Below are 19,649 nucleotides of genomic sequence, written 5' to 3' on the forward strand. Positions count from 1 at the left end.
TCATACACAAACGTGTAGCGCTATGAACGACTTTCTTAAAATGGATATCTTTTTCGTCGTCACGACATTTGTCGTGTTACTTTGGGGTATTATTGGAGCAGTCGTTCTGTACTATGTCATCCGTGTATTGAAGTACATCGAGCAGCTCTCACGCACTGTTGCGGAAGGGGCAGACGAGCTTCGAGGTGATCTAGATGAGGTGCGTGCGCAGGTACGAGAAGAAGGTGTGCGATTCAAGCACGTCATACAATTTTTCTCAGGAGCACTTTCGCAACCACCAAAGCGTTCACGAAAGAAGAGCGAATAATTAACCAGCGGGATTTTTGTGAAAATATTTACAGAAGTTCTAAAATAATCTTATATGGCAAAAAATAACAAAGCAGGTCTCGCAGTAGGCATCGCCGCAGCAGTGACCGGACTCGCAGCTGCAGGTGCTGCATCATATTATTTCCTCGGCGACAAGAATGCTGAGAAGCATCGCAGGAAGGCAGCAAAGTGGGCTAAGGACATGCAGAAGGATGTCATCAAGAATGCCAAGAAGCTCAAGAAGATCGACGAGCAGGCACTCCGTACTGTCGTTGATGAGTCAATGAAGGCATACAAGACACTTAAGGATGTAAGCACTGAGGATGTTGAGAAAGCAGCTGCGGAGCTCAAGAGTGGTTGGGAGCACCTCGCAAAGGAGGCTCGCCGTCTCGCTCGTGAGGATAAGGCAAAGGTTGCTGCTCGTGTCTCAAAGGACGTGAAGAAAGTAACGAAGGTGGTAAAGGCAGCTGCAAAGAAGGCGGCTCCTGTAGTAAAGAAGGCAGTTGCAAAGAATGTTGCAGTCGCAAAGAAGACAGTCAAGAAGGCTGTTAAGAAAGTAGCTGCAAAGAAGCCTGCAAAGAAAGTTGCAAAGAAGGCAGCGGGCAAGAAGAAGTAATTTACTTCATTGCGAACAAGAAAAACACTCCCATTGGGAGTGTTTTTCTTTTTGGAGGGCTCATGCTGTGCCATCGCTGTTTCTTTTTTGTGGCCTATCTTCATGATATAATACACGCCATGTACCGGCCACACACCGAATATCGTCATCGTCCGTACAAAGTCACGACTCGGTCAGCCGAGGATATCTTTTTTGTGTGCGCACAAATATACGTTGTTCTATTCACTGCATTTACGCTCACTCATTGGTTATCGGAAAGGACTGAACTGCAGTTTCATAATATTGTCATAAGAGGGAATCACGCTGTAGAAGTGGCAAATATTGAACGTTTAGTTCGTGAGCCGATGGAGGGGCGACTATTTTGGATCTGGCGAAGAAATAATGCGTTGCTTTATCCAGGGCGTGTGGTGCAGACACGTATCGAAGAAGCAGATCAGCGTATTGCGTCTGTTGCTGTAGTCACTTCTCGCACACAAGTGTTTGTTACGCTTAGTGAGTATGTACCAACATTTCGATATTGTTTGCCGAGGCTTACAAGGGGAGAATCAGGAGTACTTACTGTACCGACACAGTTACTTGATGGCTCAGATGTTGCATCGACTACCTCTACGTCTTCAGAGCAGTCTCATTTGAGTTGGGCAACGACGACGAGTACGTCCTCAGGTGTATTTTTTGAGGGTGACGAGCAGCTTACTGAGGGCCTCCTTGAGCTCCCGCGTCCCGATGATGTTGCCATTGATACACATGACTGCTATTGGGCAGATGATAGAGGATACTTATTTGCACGGGCTCCGCAGTATAGTGGCTCTCCACTTCTTACAATCACCGAAAGTGACACTTCTCGTAATGCTTCACTTGGCACTAAGGCTCCAATTGGAACATTCATATTCAGTGATGACGAATTTACACATCTTACTCATGCTATCGAACAACTTAGGGCTGCAAATTTCGCACTACGACGTATCGTACGCATGCAAAGCGGCGATGTCTTGCTCGATGTTGGTTACCCATGGAATCTTGCTTTAAATATAAAGCATGACCCAAAAGAATCATTACATAATTTTTTCTTGGGTCTCGCAGAGTTGGGCATTGTTGCGACAGGGGATAAGAGTCAGCTGAAGGTGATAGACGTACGCTTTGGCAACAAAGTCTTCTATAGATAAAACGCATATTTGAGCGAATTTGCCCTCACGCTTCGACGTGTCGCCTCGTCGCCGTAGAACACCTACGTCTCCGTCGGTCGACACATCTCCAGCGAGGGCAACTTCATCTCAAATCTGCGTTTTATTAATGCATAAAATAATTTGGCTGTGGATAACTTTTTGTAAAGTACATAAATATCTCAGAAAAGAGAGGAATAGGGCCATATACTAATACACTGGATAGTATACAATATGTGCATAACTACGTTTGCTTGTTTTCGCTATAATGCAATAATATAACTATCACGTGAGTAAGACGTACAGTTTGCGCGTTTACTGTGGTCTTCTGTCCGTGAATGTTTGAAATACAATTTGGTGTGTGTATGTGTGTCAACGAAACGAGTCTATATGGCTCGCTTCGTTGTTTTTGGTTCTCTCATGCTAGAAAATTTCTGAGTCACATGTGTTATAATATTTCAATATGAACGCGTTCTCATTATTGTGGAACTACCTGCGCTGGCATTATGGAGCTGCTTATAGAGATATGTTTTTTATTGCAAAGAACTACCTCTGGGGAGTGGCACATCTTTTCTCTGTGAGTACCTTGTTACGCACATTGTTTGTTCCCTGGAGGCGTATGTCTTCGCACACCGCAAAGTTCTTTCAGCACCCATTTGATTTCCTTGGGGACATGCTCATCAATGTCACAATGCGCTTATTTGGTTTTTTCGTACGTGTGTTGATTCTTCTCCTGTCGTTGATCGTATCGTTTGTTGTCGTTGGTGTCTTTGTTGTAGTATTTGTATCTTGGACTATGCTTCCGCTTGCGCTCATTTCAATTCTTATTCAAGCCATTAGCTTGCTCTTTTTATGATTAAGGATCAATTGAAATTAGCTTCCTTGTCTGCTCGACCCGTGGTATTCCTCGATATTTTTTTAGGCCAGAAGGTGCGCTATTGGCTTGCTAAAGTATTCGGTGGCGCCGCTTTTATTCTTCTTTGTGCGACGATTGCCATTAATACAACAAGTGCGGCCTTTTCGACCATTTTTGTGGGGCCGCTGGGTGTATTTCTTTCGTTCATAGGACGTCTTCCGGGGGTTGATTTGGCGCGTAGCGGGGTGGTAAATATATCGTTGTTTCCAGGTTATGATGCGGTGCAACTTCACCTCTCTTCAAGTTTGGGACAGTGGAATGGTGTCCTCCTCTTGTCGTTGTCTCTTTATATGGTCATAAAAATGCTCAATGCATTTGCACGATCAAGCTATTATTCTGGTTTCGTATCTGCAGAACGAGGAGGAGTTGCGCAAAGGAGCTATGATGTTCAGGCGATTTTTGCCCGTTCACCGCTTGGTGATCTTGTGTATGGTGTATTTTCTAGCGCTCTTGGTCGGGAAGTCTTGCTTCGATCAGGTATTTCTCTTGAGCTTTTTGCCTCATATAGAGATACGCGCTCAGTGATTGTCGACTATCGCGAGGATTCTGCAGTTCTTTCGATATTCTCATTTTCTGCACTTGTGCGCTATGTTGTGAATGACAAAAGTCTTCATGCTTGGTTTGATGCTCAGACAATTGCGATTGAAGATGTTATTGCTGCTGCAGAGTGGGTGGAAGCAAGTGATGCATTCTTTCGCTTGAAAGAGCGCTCGTGGGGGAAAGCTGCGCTCTCGCGTATTCCTGCGCTTGCGGGGGATCTTGCTTATGGGCAAGGTTTTAAACTGAAACAGTACGCCTCGGAGATTATTGGACCTCCTGCGGAGCTTGGTCAGGCATATGGTGGCCCTGACGTGCTACGACTCGAACAATCACTTTCGCGTGACAAGGGAGCAAATGCATTGCTTATCGCGCCAGCTCCGCATGTAGCAGAAGAGGTGGTCAGACAGTTTACGCGAGATATCGTATATCACTTTAAGCATCCTTTCATTGCCAAAAAACACTGCTTTCTGTTTGATGTACAGTATTTTTGCAAAGATATGGATGATGCTGGTGAGTTCGAACGAGAGCTCGGTGATATTCTTGCTGACGCCGCAAATGCAGGGAATGTAATATTCGTTATCAGTGATCTTCCCGCACTCTATATTCGTGCGCGCCAACTCGGCGCAGATGTTGCTGGGACGATTCGTCCGTACCTTTCAAATAATATCTTACAGATAATCGCCATCAGTGATACTGCACAGTACCACGAAGTGCTTGCTCCGCAGGCATTACTCTCAGAGTACCTTCACGATATCCATATTACTGAGCCAGAGAATGACGTCCAACTCCTTGCACTAGAGTCAATTGCAAATCGCATTGAAAGCACACACAATCTATTCTTTACCGTACCAGCATTACGTGAGGTTATACGCGATGCCGAGCGTACCCTCGTACACGGATTACTTGTCGATCGTGCTGAAGAGATTCTTGAGGGTATACCTGCATACCTCGCACAAAATAAAGTTGTTTATGTTCTTCCAGTGCACATTGATGAATATGTGTCCCAAGCTTCGAAAATTCCGATTGGAAAGGCCGACAAGAAAGAACAAGAGCGCTTGATGAATATTGAAAGCCTGCTTCATGCGAGTGTAATCGGTCAGGATGTTGCAATTCGCTCAATCGGTGATGCGCTTCGAAGGAGTCGTTCGGGTGTACGTAATGAAAAGCGTCCCGTTGCTTCGTTCTTCTTTTTCGGACCAACAGGTGTTGGAAAGACTGAGGTCGCTAAAACTCTTGCTCGAGTATTCTTTGGTGGAGAGGAGAAGATGCTTCGTTTTGATATGAGTGAATTTGCTGATGGAAGTGCCCTTGCACGGCTTATTGGTACGATCGGTGGAGGGCAGGGCGCACTAGCACCAGTAATGCGCGAGCATCCCTATGGCGTGTTGCTTCTTGATGAATTCGAGAAGGCGGACAGTGCGGTACACGATTTATTCTTGCAGGTGCTTGATGAGGGTATATTCCATGATGCACAGGGGCAAATAGTGAACTGTCGTAATGCAATCATTATCGCAACGAGTAATGCTGGTGCGACGCAGATATTTGAGCGCACAAAGCAGGGTGCAAAATTTGATAATGCATTTTCCCACGAGGTATTGCAGGGGATAATTTCTGAAGGCGCCCTTCGTCCCGAGTTACTCAATCGTTTCGATGCAAGTGTACTCTTTACGCCGATTGAGGAGACTGGTTACCGAAAGATTGCCACTCTTATGCTTGAAAAGCTTGCATCGCGTTTGCGTGGTCAGGGAATCGTTCTTGTTATTAATGATGCGCTTATTGACGTCATCATGGAAAAAGGAGTTGATCCGGTATTTGGCGCACGCCCAATGCAGCGCGCAATTCAAGACATTGTTGAAAAGCGTGTTGCAGAAAAAATACTTCAAGGAAAGACAGGACCAGGCGTTCCGCTTGAGTTTACAAAGGTGGAGCTTACGACATAGGAAAAGCGCCGAAATTTTCGGCGCTTTTGGATTAACGAATGCGACAATCAACGAGGCCGATATTTGGATCGGCTTTCCCCCAAAGCGCATCGAGGGTAACTTTGTAGACTGTACGGCCAAGGAAGCGAAACCAGGGTTCTTCTTTCGTTCCTGCAAAACACTCTGGTTCAAGTGTTTCACTATTGAATTGGATATACAGCGCGCGAGCACGCTCCTCATTATGGTGCCGCGTCGATTCATCAGCAGCCCAGAAGTGGTGGAAGGCAATCAGATTACTGCGGCACTTCCAGACTCTGAACTGACCAACGCGAGCTTTTCTCCCAAGCTGAAGATCACTATCCTCATACTCTTCTCCATCTCTGTGGCTAATGGAGACGTCTCCAAGTTCAGGAGTATGACCCATAATGATTTTGTCCTCCTTGAGGTTCTCATTGCGCTCAGCCACGGCACGTTCTCGTGTGATACGTAACCCGTGAGCAAACGCGATGACCGACCGCATGGGCCCCTCAGGGTCCATCTCCTCATACATCAGTTTGTGCAGAGACGCATTAACTTCGATACGAGAAACTCTTCGAAGATTGCGTAGGCGAAGTTTTGCATTTGCCGCTTGCTGCAGCACATCCTCAATCTGTCGATTGATCTCTCGCTCGTAGCGTGCACGTGAGGAGAAGAGCGCTATAAGAAAAATAATAGCACCCACAAAGCATGCAGCGTAACCAAATACTGTCATCCAGAGAAGTGTACGCTGGAGATGATCCCACGTATACGGGCGATCTGCTCTTTTGTGCCCGATCCAGGCACCAAGGAGTGCGAGGACTCCTCCAAGAAATCCAAGTGAAAACCATGATGCGAGAAATACTCCGCAGCTCATATGACCTCCCAAAGTTCTATTCGTGTTATACCGCAGAGGATGTCGTCTGACAAGCATGCAGCGCCTGCTTGCAAAATCACTAAAATGCGATATGATACGAGAACAAAATATGCGTCGGTGGCGGAGCGGTCAATCGCAACAGACTGTAAATCTGTCGTCTTCGGGCTACGTAGGTTCGAATCCTACCCGGCGCACAAAAGGTAAGAAAAAGGGCTATGAGCCCTTTTTTCTTTTACCTTTTGTAGCGTCGGTAGGATTCGAAGGACGGAGCCGGGGCTACCGCCGCCCCGGCTGCAGATTTTATCCGGCTCTACGAGCCGTGATAAATCCAGCCGGGCGCGCGGTCGGCGAGTCCTGGCCCTACCTGCACCCCGTAGTTTCGGAGCGGAGCGAACGAAAATACGGAGGTGACAGAGGGGCGAATCCTACCCGGCGCAAGCCCCTCCTTGCATCTCCTCCTTACTCCTGTAGTATTTGCCTAGAATCTTCTTTCCGGAGCCCCCATGTCCCCGAAAGCCTCTCTCCGTACTTGGATCGAAATCGACAAAGGTGCAATCCTTTACAACATCACTAAGTTTCGTTCTCTTGTAAAACATCCCACAAAGATCATGGCGGTCGTGAAGTCAAACGCCTACGGGCATAATATTCACGACTTTAGTAAGCTTGTGCTTGCTGCTGGTGCTGATTGCCTTGGAGTCGACTCCATCACGGAAGCAATTCCTCTCTGCAGGGAGGGGGTGCAACAGCCTATCCTTGTCCTCGGATATACGCTTCCCGAGAATTACTCCCTCGCGCGTGCCGCAGGTGTTTCGATTACTATTTCAAGTGTCGAACAACTTCGCGCACTACTTGCAACTGATTTTTCGCGAAGCTGGCAGTTTGAGCCTTTGCGCATTCATTTGAAAGTTGACACGGGCATGTGTCGCCAGGGCGTTATCTATGACTTCGAGCACAGGGAAGTGTTAGATCTAGTGCGCGAAGGCATTCATAATAAAAAATTCATTCTCGAAGGACTTTATTCACACCTTGCATCAGCGAAAGCGCCTGGTGTTAGTGGTGATACGGTGCAGCAGCTCAAAGAGTTCCGGCATTGGGTGGAGATATTCAGACTCCACGACATTCATGTGCCCATCGTACATTGCGCAGCATCAGCAGGCACACTGCTGTATCCGTCAGCGCACTTCGATATGGTGCGTATAGGAATGGGCTGTTATGGGTACTTCCCAAGCACGGGGATAGCAAAGCACTTCAAGCGCAAAATGACACTTCGTCCAGTGCTTTCCTGGAGGTCGATTGTGTCAGAGACCAAGTCCGTGCCCGCGGGCATGAAGGTCGGATATGATGGCACATATGTCCTCAAAAGGAACAGTACACTCGCAGTTATTCCTGTCGGTTACTGGCATGGCATAGGACGTGCTTTTTCAAATAATGGGCATGTGCTCATCAACGGTCAATTTGCGCGCATCTTGGGTCGTGTGTCCATGGACATGATTACGGTGGATGTCACTGATATCGAAGATGTTCAGATGGGTACGAGGGTAACACTTATTGGAAAGGACGGTGAATCATTTCTTTCTGCAGAGGAGCTCGGAAGGTTATCCGGGACCACTGCGTACGAAATTTTGACACGCCTTAATCCACTCATCGAACGTGTAGTTGTTTAGTTTCTGAGCCCCACAATGTGTGGGGCTTTTCTTTTATGTGAAGATGCAGAAAATTTGCAAAGGCATTGCTCATGTCCACAGGACGTTTGGCCATATCTATTGTATAATGTAAGGGAATATGGAAAAAAGTCCGCTTACTACCGGTAAAGCGCAAATCTCAAAAGTGGCTGCTCCACATGGCGGAACACTTTTGATTGTCCTTGCACCTATTTTGCTCCTCGTTGTTACGGTAGTTATTACATTTCTTGCGTATTGGTTGCCACAAACAGTATATGCTCCATTTACTGCAGTTGTTTGTGGTGTTCTTTTGCTTATATTTTCTGCAGTCATTTGGGTAATGATACACATCACGCTTACTCCTTACATTGCATATTCAAATAATGCTGGTGAGGCAATTCAGGTAGTAGCGGTGGCGAGTGATCGTCATGTGCGCGCCATCATAGGATCTGGATTAGGCTATTGGGATTACGATATCATTTCAGGAGATGTGTATTTTTCTGGACACATGATGGCACTCCTTGGTTACGGTGAACAGGAACGCACTGATCGTATCGACTTTTGGTATAGCCTCATTCATCCTGATGACATAGAAGGCGTTCGTCGCACGATGACCTATCATTTTGATAAGCGCACACCTGAATATTCTATCGAATATCGTATTAGACGTGCAAATGGCGAGTATATGTGGGTTGCAGATAGAGGGCGTGCTGAATACGGTCCAGATGGTAAGGCAACAAAGCTTTCAGGCGTCACACAAGATATGACGAATATGAAGCGTGTGCAGGAGGTGCTTGATTCTCGTACGCATGAGCTCGAAGTCGCGACCCGAAAGGTCGTTGAGGAGTCACGAAATGTACTCAAGTTCAAGATGGCAACAGATGGTTCGGTACAAGCAGTTGCAATCACAAATCCTGATGGAAAGATCATATACGTAAACCCAGCATGGTGTGCGCTCAATGGATATTCTGAAGCAGAAGCAATAGGGCAGACACACCATCTCCTCAAGAGCTCTGATACTCCTCCTGAATTATTTGCCCGTATGTACGAGCAAATTACTCAGGGAAATCCTTTCACTACAGAAGACATCATAAATGTAAAGCGTGATGGGAAGACCTACCATGCTGCATTGTCGATAGTTCCAATCAAAGAAGGCAAAGATATCCTCTTTTATGTTGGACTTTCTGAGGATATTACGCAGCGTAAGGCTGTCGATCAGGCAAAGACTGAATTCGTCTCTCTTGCTTCACATCAACTTCGTACGCCGCTTTCCGCGATTCGCTGGTATTCAGAGATGCTTCTTTCGAAGTATGTCGGTGAGCTGAACGAGAAGCAGAGACAATATGTGAAAGAGATCTATCATGGAAATATTCGTATGGTTGATCTTGTTAATGCGCTGCTCAATACTTCTCGTATCGATCTCGGGACATTCGCAGTTGAGCCAGAGCCGGTCAATCTTGTTGAAATTTGTGAGTCAGTTCTTCTGGAACTCAACCCACAGATACTTGAGCGTCAGGAAAAAGTAGAGCGTAACTTCGCCGGGGCACCCGCGACATACAATGGGGATCCAAAACTACTACGTATTGTATTCCAAAATCTCTTGTCAAATTCAGTCAAATATACGCAGGTTGGTGGTACAATTGGAGCCGAAATTAATACGCGAGGCAATGATCTCTATATCAGTATTTGGGATAATGGCTATGGAATTCCAAAGCATCAACAGAGTAGTATGTTCCAGAAACTGTTCCGTGCTGACAATGTTCGTCAGAAGGATACGGAAGGAACGGGATTAGGCATGTACATCATCAAGGCCATCGTGGAGTCCGCTCAAGGCAAGATCTGGTTTGATTCGGAGGAAGATAAGGGGACGAAGTTCCATGTACTTATGCCTTTATCAGGCATGATCAAAAAAACTGGGGCAAAAGGTCTAACCTAAAGCCCATATTTCGGCGCATATTACCTTACTTCGACATGCGACTCGCTCAATGTACGACCAGTACATCTCGCTTGAGTTCGCATGTCTCCAGTAAGGCAATCTGCATCCGAAATCTGCGCTTTAATGACTTTTGGTTCTAGTTGCGAGATAATAGCCTCGGATAGTGCAATATTCATACTTTCTGCTACAATAGTTTTATAACGCCTATGGAAGAAACACAGAAATCTCAAAAAACAGTACTTGTTGTCGAGGATGAGCGCCAGCTCGCAAATGCCGTAAAAGAGGCGCTTGCTGTCCATGATTTCAACGTTGTTATGGCGCGTACGGCAGAAGAGGGAATTGCGCAGCTGAAGAATCTTAAAACAGTTGATGCGATTTGGCTCGATCATTATCTGATGGGAACCTCCAATGGACTCGATTTCGTTATTCAAATTAAGAGTGATCCCGAATGGAGCAAGATTCCTGTATTCATCGTTTCTAATACAGCATCGCAGCAGAATGTCCACTCCTATATTAGACTTGGCGTGACCAACTACTATACGAAAGCCGACTACGATATCGGGCAGATCATCAATGACCTTAAGTTTACACTTGATAAGGGTGAGCACATACCAGTCACTCAGTAATCAATACCACAATGACAACATTATTGAACAAAAAAATATTGGTTACCGAAGACGAAGCACCACTTCGTAATGCGGTTTCAGACATCCTCAATTTTGAGGGATTCACTGTCTTTCAGGCGAAGAATGGTCAAGAGGGATTGGAGATCGCACTTCGCGAACATCCTGATCTTATCCTTCTCGATCTCATCATGCCCGTTATGGATGGTCTGACTATGCTTGAAAAGCTCCGTGAGGATGAGTGGGGAAAAACTGCAGCAGTCATCTTGCTTACGAACATTAATGACCCTGAGAAGGTCGCCCAAGCAACTGAAGCGGGTACCTACGACTTCCTTGTGAAGTCTGATTGGAACATTGAGGATGTGGTGGGGAAGATTAAGACACGCTTAGGAATTACAACAGCTTCATAAATTGACGAACTTCTTCTGAAGCTATAAAAAACGACCCTCTTGGTCGTTTTTTGATTAATAATACCTAAGCCTTGAAGAGTTCCTGACCCTGAGCAGTATCTTTTACAATGATGCCGTGCCTAGTGAGAAGTTCATCACGCAGCTTGTCTGCGGTTGCCCAATCCTTGCTGTCACGGGCACGCTTACGCTCTGCAAGTAGGTGGTCGACTTCATTGCTTGTCTGTATTTTCTCCTCTTTCCACTCCAGAAGCTTGAGGCCAAGTAGGCCATCGATAGCCCTAATTGTTGATTTTATCTCAGTAGAGTGTACCGTTGTGTCGATCATTAGGTCGTGAATAAGCGCGATGACACGAGAAGTATTGAGATCATTGTTGACATAGAGTGTCGCTCTTTCCAGGGCTTTCAAATTAGGGGAGTTATTTCCTTCTGGAAGAGAAGCGATTTCCTTACGAAGGCGATCATATGCGCGTTGTGCGCCGAGTACTGCTTCAAAGGTGAAGTTTGCCTGTGTGCGATAGTGGCTGGTAAGTAGCCAGTAGCGATATCCAAGTGGACTAATACCGTGACTTGCAAGGTCGCCTACGCGATAGGTGTTACCGAGTGACTTACTCATCTTCTGGTTGTCGACATTCATGAAAGCAGCGTGCATCCAAATGTTCGCAAATGGTTTTCCTGTAGAGCACTCACTCTGCGCAATCTCATTGGTATGATGAACGGGAATATGATCCACACCTCCCGTATGAATGTCGAGTGTCTGTCCAAGATATTTCATTGCCATTGCAGAGCACTCAATATGCCAGCCCGGAAATCCTCGTCCCCATGGAGCATCCCACTCTTGCGCTCTTGAACCTGTGCCTCCGTGGAACTTCCAGAGTGCGAAGTCGGTAGGGTTACGTTTTTCACCTAATTCGACACGCTCTCCGGCCGAGAGCCCAGCGATATCTAAGTGTGCGAACTCACCATAACGAGGGAATTTTGCAGTATCGAAGTAGACTCCATCACTCGTCTTGTAGGTATATCCTTTTGATTCCAAATCAAGGATAAGCGCAATCTGCTCAGCAATGTGTTGTGTCGCTCTAGGGAAGTGGTGAGCGTGTTTTATATTAAGCGCATCAAGATCTGCCATGAATGCATTGGTATAACGCGCGATAATGTCTTCGATCGCAATACCTTCCCGTTTTGCACCAAGCTCCATTTTATCTTCACCCTCATCGCCATCAGAGACAAGGTGTCCGACATCAGTAATATTAATGATTTGAAGCGTCTCTAGCCCATTCCATTCCAGCATGCGACGAAGCGTGTCTGCAAAAACATACGCACGCATGTTTCCAATATGTGCATAGTTATAGACCGTCGGCCCACAATGATAGAGCGTCACTTTCGGTGGATGTATAGGCTTAAGCTGTTCAGTTGTTCGTGATTTCGTATTGTAGAGCTGGATTTGCTGCATAGAATTAGTCGTTATGCTTTCGATAGTAGCGGAGTGCGATTCCGGTCATGAGTCCGACAGTGAGGATAATAGAGAGCACAAGCCAAAAACCAAAGCGATGATCGACGAGCGGCATGAACTCTGGCCTCATACTGAAAACTCCTGCGGTGAGTGTTGCAAGAAAGACAGGGAGAGAAAGCGTGGTCAGCGAGCGCATTGCTGTGCTTGTTTTGCCGGCAAGGAGTGAGTCATTTGTGCCACGGAGTGCAACAACCATTTCCTTACGGTCTTCGAGCTTCTCCTCGACTTTGAGATATTCTGTAGTGAGCTCGTGCGCCCAATGTCGATAATCTTCTCCAAAGAAGGCGACTGACTCATTCGCGAAGGAGTTGAGCATGCTGCGGTGGTTACGAAGGGCACGATGATAGAGGAGTACATCACGTTGAATCAGAGATAGTTCCTTGACCATGTGATATTCGTGCCCAGCAAAGATTTTCTCCTCCGCATGCCCAATACGCTCACCAATCAAGGAAAGTGCGATAGAAGTTGATTCATAGAGTTTTCGGAGCATGAAAAAGAGGATGAAACCCGCGTGTTCATTTGGTGGATTTTTCTCAAGGATTGCATTCACTTCGAACGCCTTTGCGAAGTAGTGCAATGGATCGAGTGCGTCATAGCGTGTCGTGATAAGGAAATTCTTACCAACAATGAAGTCGACTTCGTGAATTGCATGCGCACGCTCATGGTGAGGGACTGGGAAGTGGAGAATGAGGTAGATACAGTTTTCATAGCTATCCACTTTTTGCCTCAGTGAGGCAGTAAGGAGGTCGTCACGCAAGATAGGGTGTAGTGAAAACTCTTCGCCGAGTATATGTATCTCTTCACGTGAAGGTTTGTCGACATCTATCCAGGTGATTTCACCATATGTATATCGTGTGATCATACAAGCATCATTATAACATACGATAATGAAAATACGCTTTGTTTTGCTTGTGAATCCGGAGATTCTTGTAGTACTTCATGAATGATAATTATTATCCTCTTGTGTATTGACGGTTCATGCCTTTTTCTACATAATGTAGGTATAATGAAACAGCTAAGAGAGCGCCTGAGTACGCGCACTGGAATATATATTCTCGTAGGAATTTCTTTGTTTGTTGGAGGAATAACCATTGGATACTACCGTGCACCTGAAGTAAGTAAGGTCGCTGGAGTCATTAACGTGACCTCACCTATCAGTACTTCGCCTGCGGAGGCATCTTCAGGCACAGTCAAATGTACTGATGCAAAAGGGAAGGATGTGCCATGCACGGATACGTCACTCGTCAAAGAACAGACAGTTTCTATTCCTGGCTCATCGGTTGCAGACTTCAATCAATTTTGGAGGGCATGGAATATGATTAACGATCGCTATGTTCCCGTAAAGGGCAAAGAGGCGACGAATCAGGAGAAAGTTTGGGGTGCTATTGCTGGTCTTACGCAGTCGCTCCAGGATCCCTATTCATTCTTTTTGCCACCAAAGGAAAAGACATTGTTTGAGCAGGATGTGAATGGTTCTTTTGGGGGTGTGGGGATGCAGATTGGACTTAAGGATAATATTGCCACGGTTATAGCACCTCTTAAAGACTCACCAGCAGAACGTGCAGGTATCTTGAAGGGAGACAAGATCTTGATTGTCGACGGAGCAACAACTTCGGAGATGACCCTTGATTCAGTGCTTGCAAAGATCCGTGGAAAGATTGGTGAGAAAGTACATTTGGTCATTCGACATCCAGACGCGACGAATAATTCAAATATCGATATTGTGCGAGAGGAAATTCAGGTACCTACGATTGATACCGAAAAGAAGGATGGTGTATTCATTATTCACCTTTATGGTTTTCCTCAGACTGGCCCAAAGCTCTTCCGTAATGCTTTGAAGGAATTTGCAAACTCAGGCACTGAAAAGCTGATTATCGATGTGCGTGGTAATCCTGGAGGATATCTTGAAGTTGCTGTAGACATGGCATCATGGTTCCTGCCTTCTGGAAAAACAGTTGTTGAGGAGCGTGGCCGTGGTGCAGAGTCACAGGTGTACCGCAGTGCAGGTTATGATCCATTCCCATCAAATTTCAAGATAGCAATGCTTATCGATGGTGGATCTGCCTCGGCAGCAGAGATTCTTGCGGGTGCGTTGCAGCAAAATGGTGTTGCGACACTTATTGGGACAAAGTCATTTGGAAAGGGAAGCGTACAAGAGCTCATTCCGATTTCACCTGAGACTTCCTTGAAACTCACTATTGCTCGATGGATAATGCCTAATGGTAAGACATTGTCTGATGGTGGCATTGACCCTGATATTGCAGTTGAGATCTCTAAGGATGACGTTGCAAAAGGACGTGACCCGCAGCTTGATCGTGCAATCTTGTTTATGAACACAGGGAAATGATTAAACATAGGCATATATTTGCCTATGTTTTTTTGTGCAGACATCCACTTGCAAATTTACAAAAGCATGGTATCTTAACCCTACCACTATGTGCCCCGTGGACATTTTATTTTGTCTATAAAAGCACTAGATAATAAATCAATACATATATGAAGGTAATACTTTTGCAGAATGTCCCAAAGGTGGGAAAGAAGTACGAGCTTGTAGAGGTTGCCCCAGGTTACGCACGCAACTTCCTTGTTGCTCGTGGTCTCGGTGAAATCATCACTCGTGTCAATGTTGGTCGCGTAGAAGAGCTCCAGAAGCGTCGCTCACTCGAGGCAGTTAAGGAAGCTGCTCGTCTTGAGAAGGCCCTCGCTACGCTCGCAGCTACAAAGCTTTCATTCGCTAGAGAGGCAAATGAAGAAGGTCATCTTTATGCACAGGTCACCATGCATGATATCGCTGAGGCAATCGAGAAGGCAACTGAAGTTGCTATCCCAGTTGCGCAGATCCATGCAGCGCACCAGATCAAGTCAGTTGGTGAGCACCAGGTAAAGGTACAGGTAGGGGAGAAAACGGTAGAAATCACCCTCGACGTTACTGCGCTTGCAGCATAATCCTTAAAACCACGGTTCCCGTGGTTTTTTGTATCAAAAAGTATAGGCGTAAAATTACGGCAAGTTATAGCCATGACAGAGCTATTGACAATATAGAAATAAGTGATATAATGTTCACAGAGTTCGTAGTGTAGATGGGACCGTCTCATCTAGCTATCGTTCTTCAACATTCAGTACAATCTTCCCTTATGGAGGAATACCATGAAGAAGTTCATGACCATCTGCGCACTCGTTGCGCTGTCCGCCATTTCCGCCTTCGCCCAGGCCCAGCCCAAGAAGTGGGTGCTCCCGAGCGCGTTCCCGGCCGCCAGCAACAGCTCGGCGTCCGTGAACAACACGAAGAAGCAGTCCGTCTTCGCGACGAAGGAAGAAGCCCGTGCCGCCTACCGGTCCGGAAACTTCTCCTTCTACGTCCCGACGCATCTCGGCATGACCGAGAGGCGGCCAATCGACGGCGTCCACACGAAGGCCTACTCGCTCGAGCGTGATACGCTCGCCGAGCTCTTCGTCTTCGGCAACAAGTACGCCTGGGTAGTGCTCCAAGAGGGCACTGTCTGCCGGTTCGACCTGGACAGCAATGGCCAGCCGCTTCCGACGCCCTATGCGCATCACTCCTGTGGGAACCCGATCAAGTCGATCGACTACCCCGAGGCGAAGGTGACGACGCAAGTCGTTCCTGCTGCTCCTGCTACTCCGGTTGTCGTTCAGGCTCCGGCCCCGCAGGTGTTCGTTCAGGTGCCCGCGCCCCAGATCACTCTGGTGCCCGCGCCCCCGACCTACATCACTGCGCCGGCTCCTCAGGTGACGGTGCAGCAGCAGGCTCCCGCTCCGATCTACGGACCTGCGCGGCCTTCCGTGCTGCCCAACGATCGTTTCTATGATCGGAAGCCCATGTTCCAGGAGCCGATGCCGGCTGTCCCCGAGGTCAAGAAGCTTCACTGGGGCTGGAAAGCTCTGGGTGCTGCCATTCTCGGGTTCGCGGTCTACAAGGCCCTGGACCACAAGAAGGACACCCCGCAGCAGCGTGCGGTCGTCACTGACCCCCCGACTGGTGCGGCAAACGGTGGATTCTCCATCGTCTTCTAGGAATTGTACTGTTCAAGATCTGCCCCCGTCCCGCTATGCGGTACGGGGGTATTTTTTTTATATGTAATATGTACAAAAATGAAAATATATCAAAATAACTGGACATTAGGGTACATTTTGATAGTCTTCTGAGACAGAGTATTACTTACCCTTTGGGGTCTTGACAATATAGTATTATCTGGTACAATACTTACACTATGCAATTCACCGCAAAGATCAACAAACTCGCACTTAGTCTCCTTGTCGTAACGGGACTTTTTGCGCATACTTCCGCAGCACTTGCAGCAACGTCCTCTGTGACCTGCAATGCAGCTACGCTTAATGGTCATACCGCAACAACTGTTTTCCCAGTAACCGTATGGTTCGAGTGGGGAACAAATTCAAGCGCGGTTACAGGAGGTAACGGAACAAAGACCGCATCGCAAACACTTTCTGCGAATGCTTCTTTCAGTGCGCCTCTTTCTGGCTTGAATGAGAATACAACTTATTACTACCGTGCGATGGCACAGGATCATATTGGTCCTCTCGCTGGTGCGGTCGTGTCATTTACGACTCCTCCATGTGGTGGACAGGGTCAGCTTCCAAGCGTTACTACAAATAGTGCTTCGAATGTTGATAACTACTCTGCGACACTCAATGAATACGTCGATCCCCGTGGCTCAAACGGCTCACGTTGGTTCGAGTATGGAACAAGTCAGGGTAATCTTTCAAACTCAACTTCACGCGTAAATATTTCTGCACCAGGAAATGGCTCAGCATATATTTCGAACTTGAGTACGAATACAACCTATTACTTCCGTGCAGCAGGATCAAACGATCAGGGTACGGTGTATGGACAGATTCTCTCGTTCACTACTAATGGTGGCACGAATGGTCAGCGTCCAACAGCGTCAACAAATAGCGCTTCTGGCGTATCTTTGAGTGATGCAACACTTAATGGCTATGTGGATCCTAACGGAACAAACGATACTGTTCGTTGGTTCGAGTGGGGTTCAGGTTATTACGGTTTCGACAACTCAACTTCGCAGGTGAATATAAGCAATGCAGGAAATGTTTCTGCATATCTCCCAAATCTTTCTGCAAACACAACCTATCGTTTTCGTGTGGTTGCACAGAATAGCTACGGTACTTCATATGGTACAACCATGACGTTCAGGACCAATGGTGGCTCGAATGGTCAGGTTCCTACTGCTACGACTCGTAGCGCATCAAGCGTTGATAATTATTCAGCAACCCTGAATGGTTATGTTGATCCAAATGGTGCAAGTGATACTGCTCGTTGGTTTGAGTATGGTACAAGTCAGGGGAATCTCTATAATTCAACCTCTCGCGTAAATATTGGTTATGCAGGTGATGCGTCAGCATATATCTCAAGCCTTTCAGCGAACCGTACATACTACTTCCGTATCGTTGCCCAGAACAGTCAGGGTACGACCTATGGTCAGGTGCTTTCATTCACTACGAACAACGGTGGTGACAATAATGATCAGCTTCCTACGGTAAACACAAACAGTGCTTCGAGTATCGATAACTATTCAGCTACACTGAACGGTTACGTGGGTACAAATGGTTCATCATACAACACGACACGTTGGTTTGAGTATGGCACAAGTCAGGGAAATCTCTATAACTCGACTTCTCATGTCAACATGAGTAATTCGGGCAGTATCTCTGCATACATCTCGAATCTTCAGACGAACACAACGTACTACTTCCGTGCAGTTGCTCAGAATAGTCAGGGTACCGTCTATGGTCAGGTGCTTTCATTCACGACAAATGGTGGAGGCGGTGGTGGATATTCAAACTTGCCTTTGGTGACGACACGCTCCGCAAATAACGTATTTGCTTCAGCCGCACTCATCAATGGTTATGTTGATGCAAATGGTTCAGGTAGCGCATCAGGTTGGTTCGAGTGGGGTACCAATCAAAACCTCTCGAATACAACTTCGCGTACCTCAATCGGTAGCGGTAGTTCAAATATTTCATCAAACCTCACCGGTCTTTCACAAAATACAACCTACTACTACCGTGCAGTAGGACAAAATGATCAGGGTACAGTACGTGGAAGCATCTTGTCATTCACGACTTCAAACACAGGAAATACAGACGATGGTGCTGCTCCAACAGCAATCACTACACTTCCTACACAGATTACGGGAACGAGTGCAATGCTCAATTCACTTGTCTTGAATAATGGTAACGATGTCGCACGTGCATGGTTTGAGTGGGGAACTACTCAGGCGCTCGCACGTACAACAAGCCCCGTAAGCATTGGTACCGCACCATCTGCGCGCCATGCTGAGACGGTCTATGGTCTTGTGAGTGGTACAACATACTACTTCCGTGTAGTTGCAGAGAATAGCCATGGTAAGAACTATGGAATCATTCGCAGCTTCGTTGCGCGTAGTCCAGTAGTAGTGGTTACCCCAAAACCAACTCCAAAGCCTACAACACCAGTAAGGATTGTTGAGCGTATTGTCGAGAAGCCAGTCTTGGTACATGCAGAAGGCGTAAATAGCCTCGTCATGCTCACTATCACTGGTGGATCAGATACAATCACAAAGGGCGAGGATCGCACCTATCATGTCACCTGGACAAATGACAGCACTCAGAATTTGAGCAATGTCGTCCTCCGTGTACTCGTTCCTCAGACCATGACGTTCAAGAGCTCAGATGATGGTACGTTCTCGAAAGCGGACAGTACGCTCACGCTTGAACTTGATAAGCTCAGCGTTGGTGAGTCTGGAGAAACGAATCTTGTCCTGAATGGTGGTGGCACACTCAAGGTTGGTGATCTCGTGGTGACAACTGCGAATATGGTCTATACCGATGAATCAAGTGTTCAGGGTGATGCACTTGCATATACAACGCAGCGCGTTGTTGAAGGCGGTGCAGTACTCGGTGCAAGTGTCGGTGCAGCTTCATTCCCAATGATGCTTCTCGGCTGGTTGCTCCTCATCATCCTTGTCATGATTCTTATCATCCTCACGATGCACCTTTATAGGAAGCTCAAGGAGGGAGGTGAGTCATCTTCAAACTAAACAAAAAACTCACACGCAAGTGTGAGTTTTTTGTTTCGCATCGTGAATTTGCAAACAAAAGATTTGGGATGAAGTTGTGCTCGCTGG

At 46.7% G+C, this 19,649-nt stretch carries 17 protein-coding genes and 1 tRNA gene; 14 read left to right on the forward strand and 4 right to left on the reverse strand.

The genetic code is table 11. The features are described from left to right. Positions 1 to 22: 22 nt before the first annotated feature. The 5 genes from VJ579_00770 (at position 23) to VJ579_00790 (ending at position 5,478) form a co-directional block, all read left to right on the forward strand. Positions 23 to 307, forward strand: a complete 285-nt coding sequence (locus VJ579_00770; GenBank protein ID HXK37586.1) for a hypothetical protein — start codon at positions 23 to 25, stop codon at positions 305 to 307. A gap of 54 nt (positions 308 to 361) precedes the next feature. After that, positions 362 to 922, forward strand: a complete 561-nt coding sequence (locus tag VJ579_00775) for a hypothetical protein (protein ID HXK37587.1) — start codon at positions 362 to 364, stop codon at positions 920 to 922. Positions 923 to 1,233: 311 nt separating this feature from the next. Further along, positions 1,234 to 2,085 carry a hypothetical protein gene (locus VJ579_00780; protein HXK37588.1) on the forward strand — a complete coding sequence of 284 codons (852 nt, stop codon included), beginning with the start codon at positions 1,234 to 1,236 and terminating at the stop codon, positions 2,083 to 2,085. Between the two features lie 460 nt (positions 2,086 to 2,545). Continuing rightward, positions 2,546 to 2,938 carry a hypothetical protein gene (locus VJ579_00785; GenBank protein ID HXK37589.1) on the forward strand — a complete coding sequence of 131 codons (393 nt, stop codon included), beginning with the start codon at positions 2,546 to 2,548 and terminating at the stop codon, positions 2,936 to 2,938. Further along, entirely contained in the window at positions 2,935 to 5,478 is a 2,544-nt protein-coding gene (locus VJ579_00790) for an AAA family ATPase (GenBank protein HXK37590.1), read from the forward strand. Before VJ579_00785 ends, VJ579_00790 begins: the two co-directional genes overlap by 4 nt. A gap of 31 nt (positions 5,479 to 5,509) precedes the next feature. Here the strand turns inward: VJ579_00790 and VJ579_00795 are convergent, their stop codons facing one another. Further along, a complete protein-coding gene (locus tag VJ579_00795) occupies positions 5,510 to 6,349 on the reverse strand; it encodes a hypothetical protein (GenBank protein HXK37591.1) in 840 nt (279 codons plus the stop codon). A gap of 111 nt (positions 6,350 to 6,460) precedes the next feature. On the opposite strand from VJ579_00795, the gene VJ579_00800 reads away from it, so the two are divergent. From VJ579_00800 to VJ579_00810, 3 genes are all read left to right on the forward strand, one after another. Beyond that, positions 6,461 to 6,543, forward strand: a tRNA-Tyr gene (locus tag VJ579_00800). Positions 6,544 to 6,852: 309 nt separating this feature from the next. Next, positions 6,853 to 8,013 carry an alanine racemase gene (gene alr, locus VJ579_00805; protein ID HXK37592.1) on the forward strand — a complete coding sequence of 387 codons (1,161 nt, stop codon included), beginning with the start codon at positions 6,853 to 6,855 and terminating at the stop codon, positions 8,011 to 8,013. 118 nt (positions 8,014 to 8,131) lie between these two features. Beyond that, entirely contained in the window at positions 8,132 to 9,946 is a 1,815-nt protein-coding gene (locus VJ579_00810; protein ID HXK37593.1) for a PAS domain S-box protein, read from the forward strand. 20 nt (positions 9,947 to 9,966) lie between these two features. Here the strand turns inward: VJ579_00810 and VJ579_00815 are convergent, their stop codons facing one another. Further along, positions 9,967 to 10,122: a hypothetical protein gene (locus VJ579_00815; GenBank protein ID HXK37594.1), complete on the reverse strand. Its 156-nt coding sequence runs from the start codon at positions 10,120 to 10,122 to the stop codon at positions 9,967 to 9,969. Positions 10,123 to 10,152: 30 nt separating this feature from the next. Between VJ579_00815 and VJ579_00820 the strand changes: the two genes are divergently transcribed. Then, positions 10,153 to 10,572 (forward strand): response regulator, encoded by a 420-nt coding sequence (locus tag VJ579_00820; GenBank protein HXK37595.1) that lies wholly within the window; start codon positions 10,153 to 10,155, stop codon positions 10,570 to 10,572. An 11-nt stretch (positions 10,573 to 10,583) separates the two neighbouring features. Beyond that, a complete protein-coding gene (locus VJ579_00825) occupies positions 10,584 to 10,979 on the forward strand; it encodes a response regulator (GenBank protein HXK37596.1) in 396 nt (131 codons plus the stop codon). Between the two features lie 64 nt (positions 10,980 to 11,043). On the opposite strand, the gene cysS is transcribed toward VJ579_00825, so the two are convergent. Beyond that, positions 11,044 to 12,429 (reverse strand): cysteine--tRNA ligase, encoded by a 1,386-nt coding sequence (gene cysS / locus VJ579_00830; protein ID HXK37597.1) that lies wholly within the window; start codon positions 12,427 to 12,429, stop codon positions 11,044 to 11,046. A gap of 4 nt (positions 12,430 to 12,433) precedes the next feature. After that, positions 12,434 to 13,351, reverse strand: a complete 918-nt coding sequence (locus VJ579_00835) for a CorA family divalent cation transporter (protein HXK37598.1) — start codon at positions 13,349 to 13,351, stop codon at positions 12,434 to 12,436. A 144-nt stretch (positions 13,352 to 13,495) separates the two neighbouring features. Here VJ579_00835 and VJ579_00840 point away from each other — a divergent pair, with 144 nt between their 5' ends. The 4 genes from VJ579_00840 (at position 13,496) to VJ579_00855 (ending at position 19,562) form a co-directional block, all read left to right on the forward strand. Then, a complete protein-coding gene (locus VJ579_00840; protein HXK37599.1) occupies positions 13,496 to 14,836 on the forward strand; it encodes a S41 family peptidase in 1,341 nt (446 codons plus the stop codon). A gap of 149 nt (positions 14,837 to 14,985) precedes the next feature. Beyond that, the gene (gene rplI / locus VJ579_00845; protein HXK37600.1) at positions 14,986 to 15,435 is read left to right on the forward strand and encodes a 50S ribosomal protein L9; all 450 of its coding nucleotides are present in this window, start codon (positions 14,986 to 14,988) and stop codon (positions 15,433 to 15,435) included. Positions 15,436 to 15,636: 201 nt separating this feature from the next. Next, positions 15,637 to 16,521, forward strand: coding sequence for a hypothetical protein (locus VJ579_00850; protein ID HXK37601.1), 885 nt, complete (start codon positions 15,637 to 15,639; stop codon positions 16,519 to 16,521). 197 nt (positions 16,522 to 16,718) lie between these two features. Then, the gene (locus tag VJ579_00855; GenBank protein ID HXK37602.1) at positions 16,719 to 19,562 is read left to right on the forward strand and encodes a fibronectin type III domain-containing protein; all 2,844 of its coding nucleotides are present in this window, start codon (positions 16,719 to 16,721) and stop codon (positions 19,560 to 19,562) included. The last annotated feature ends 87 nt before the right edge of the window (positions 19,563 to 19,649 follow it).

This window comes from Candidatus Paceibacterota bacterium, assembly GCA_035583355.1.
Classification (GTDB): domain Bacteria; phylum Patescibacteriota; class Minisyncoccia; order Phycocordibacterales; family UBA6899; genus JAJZQJ01.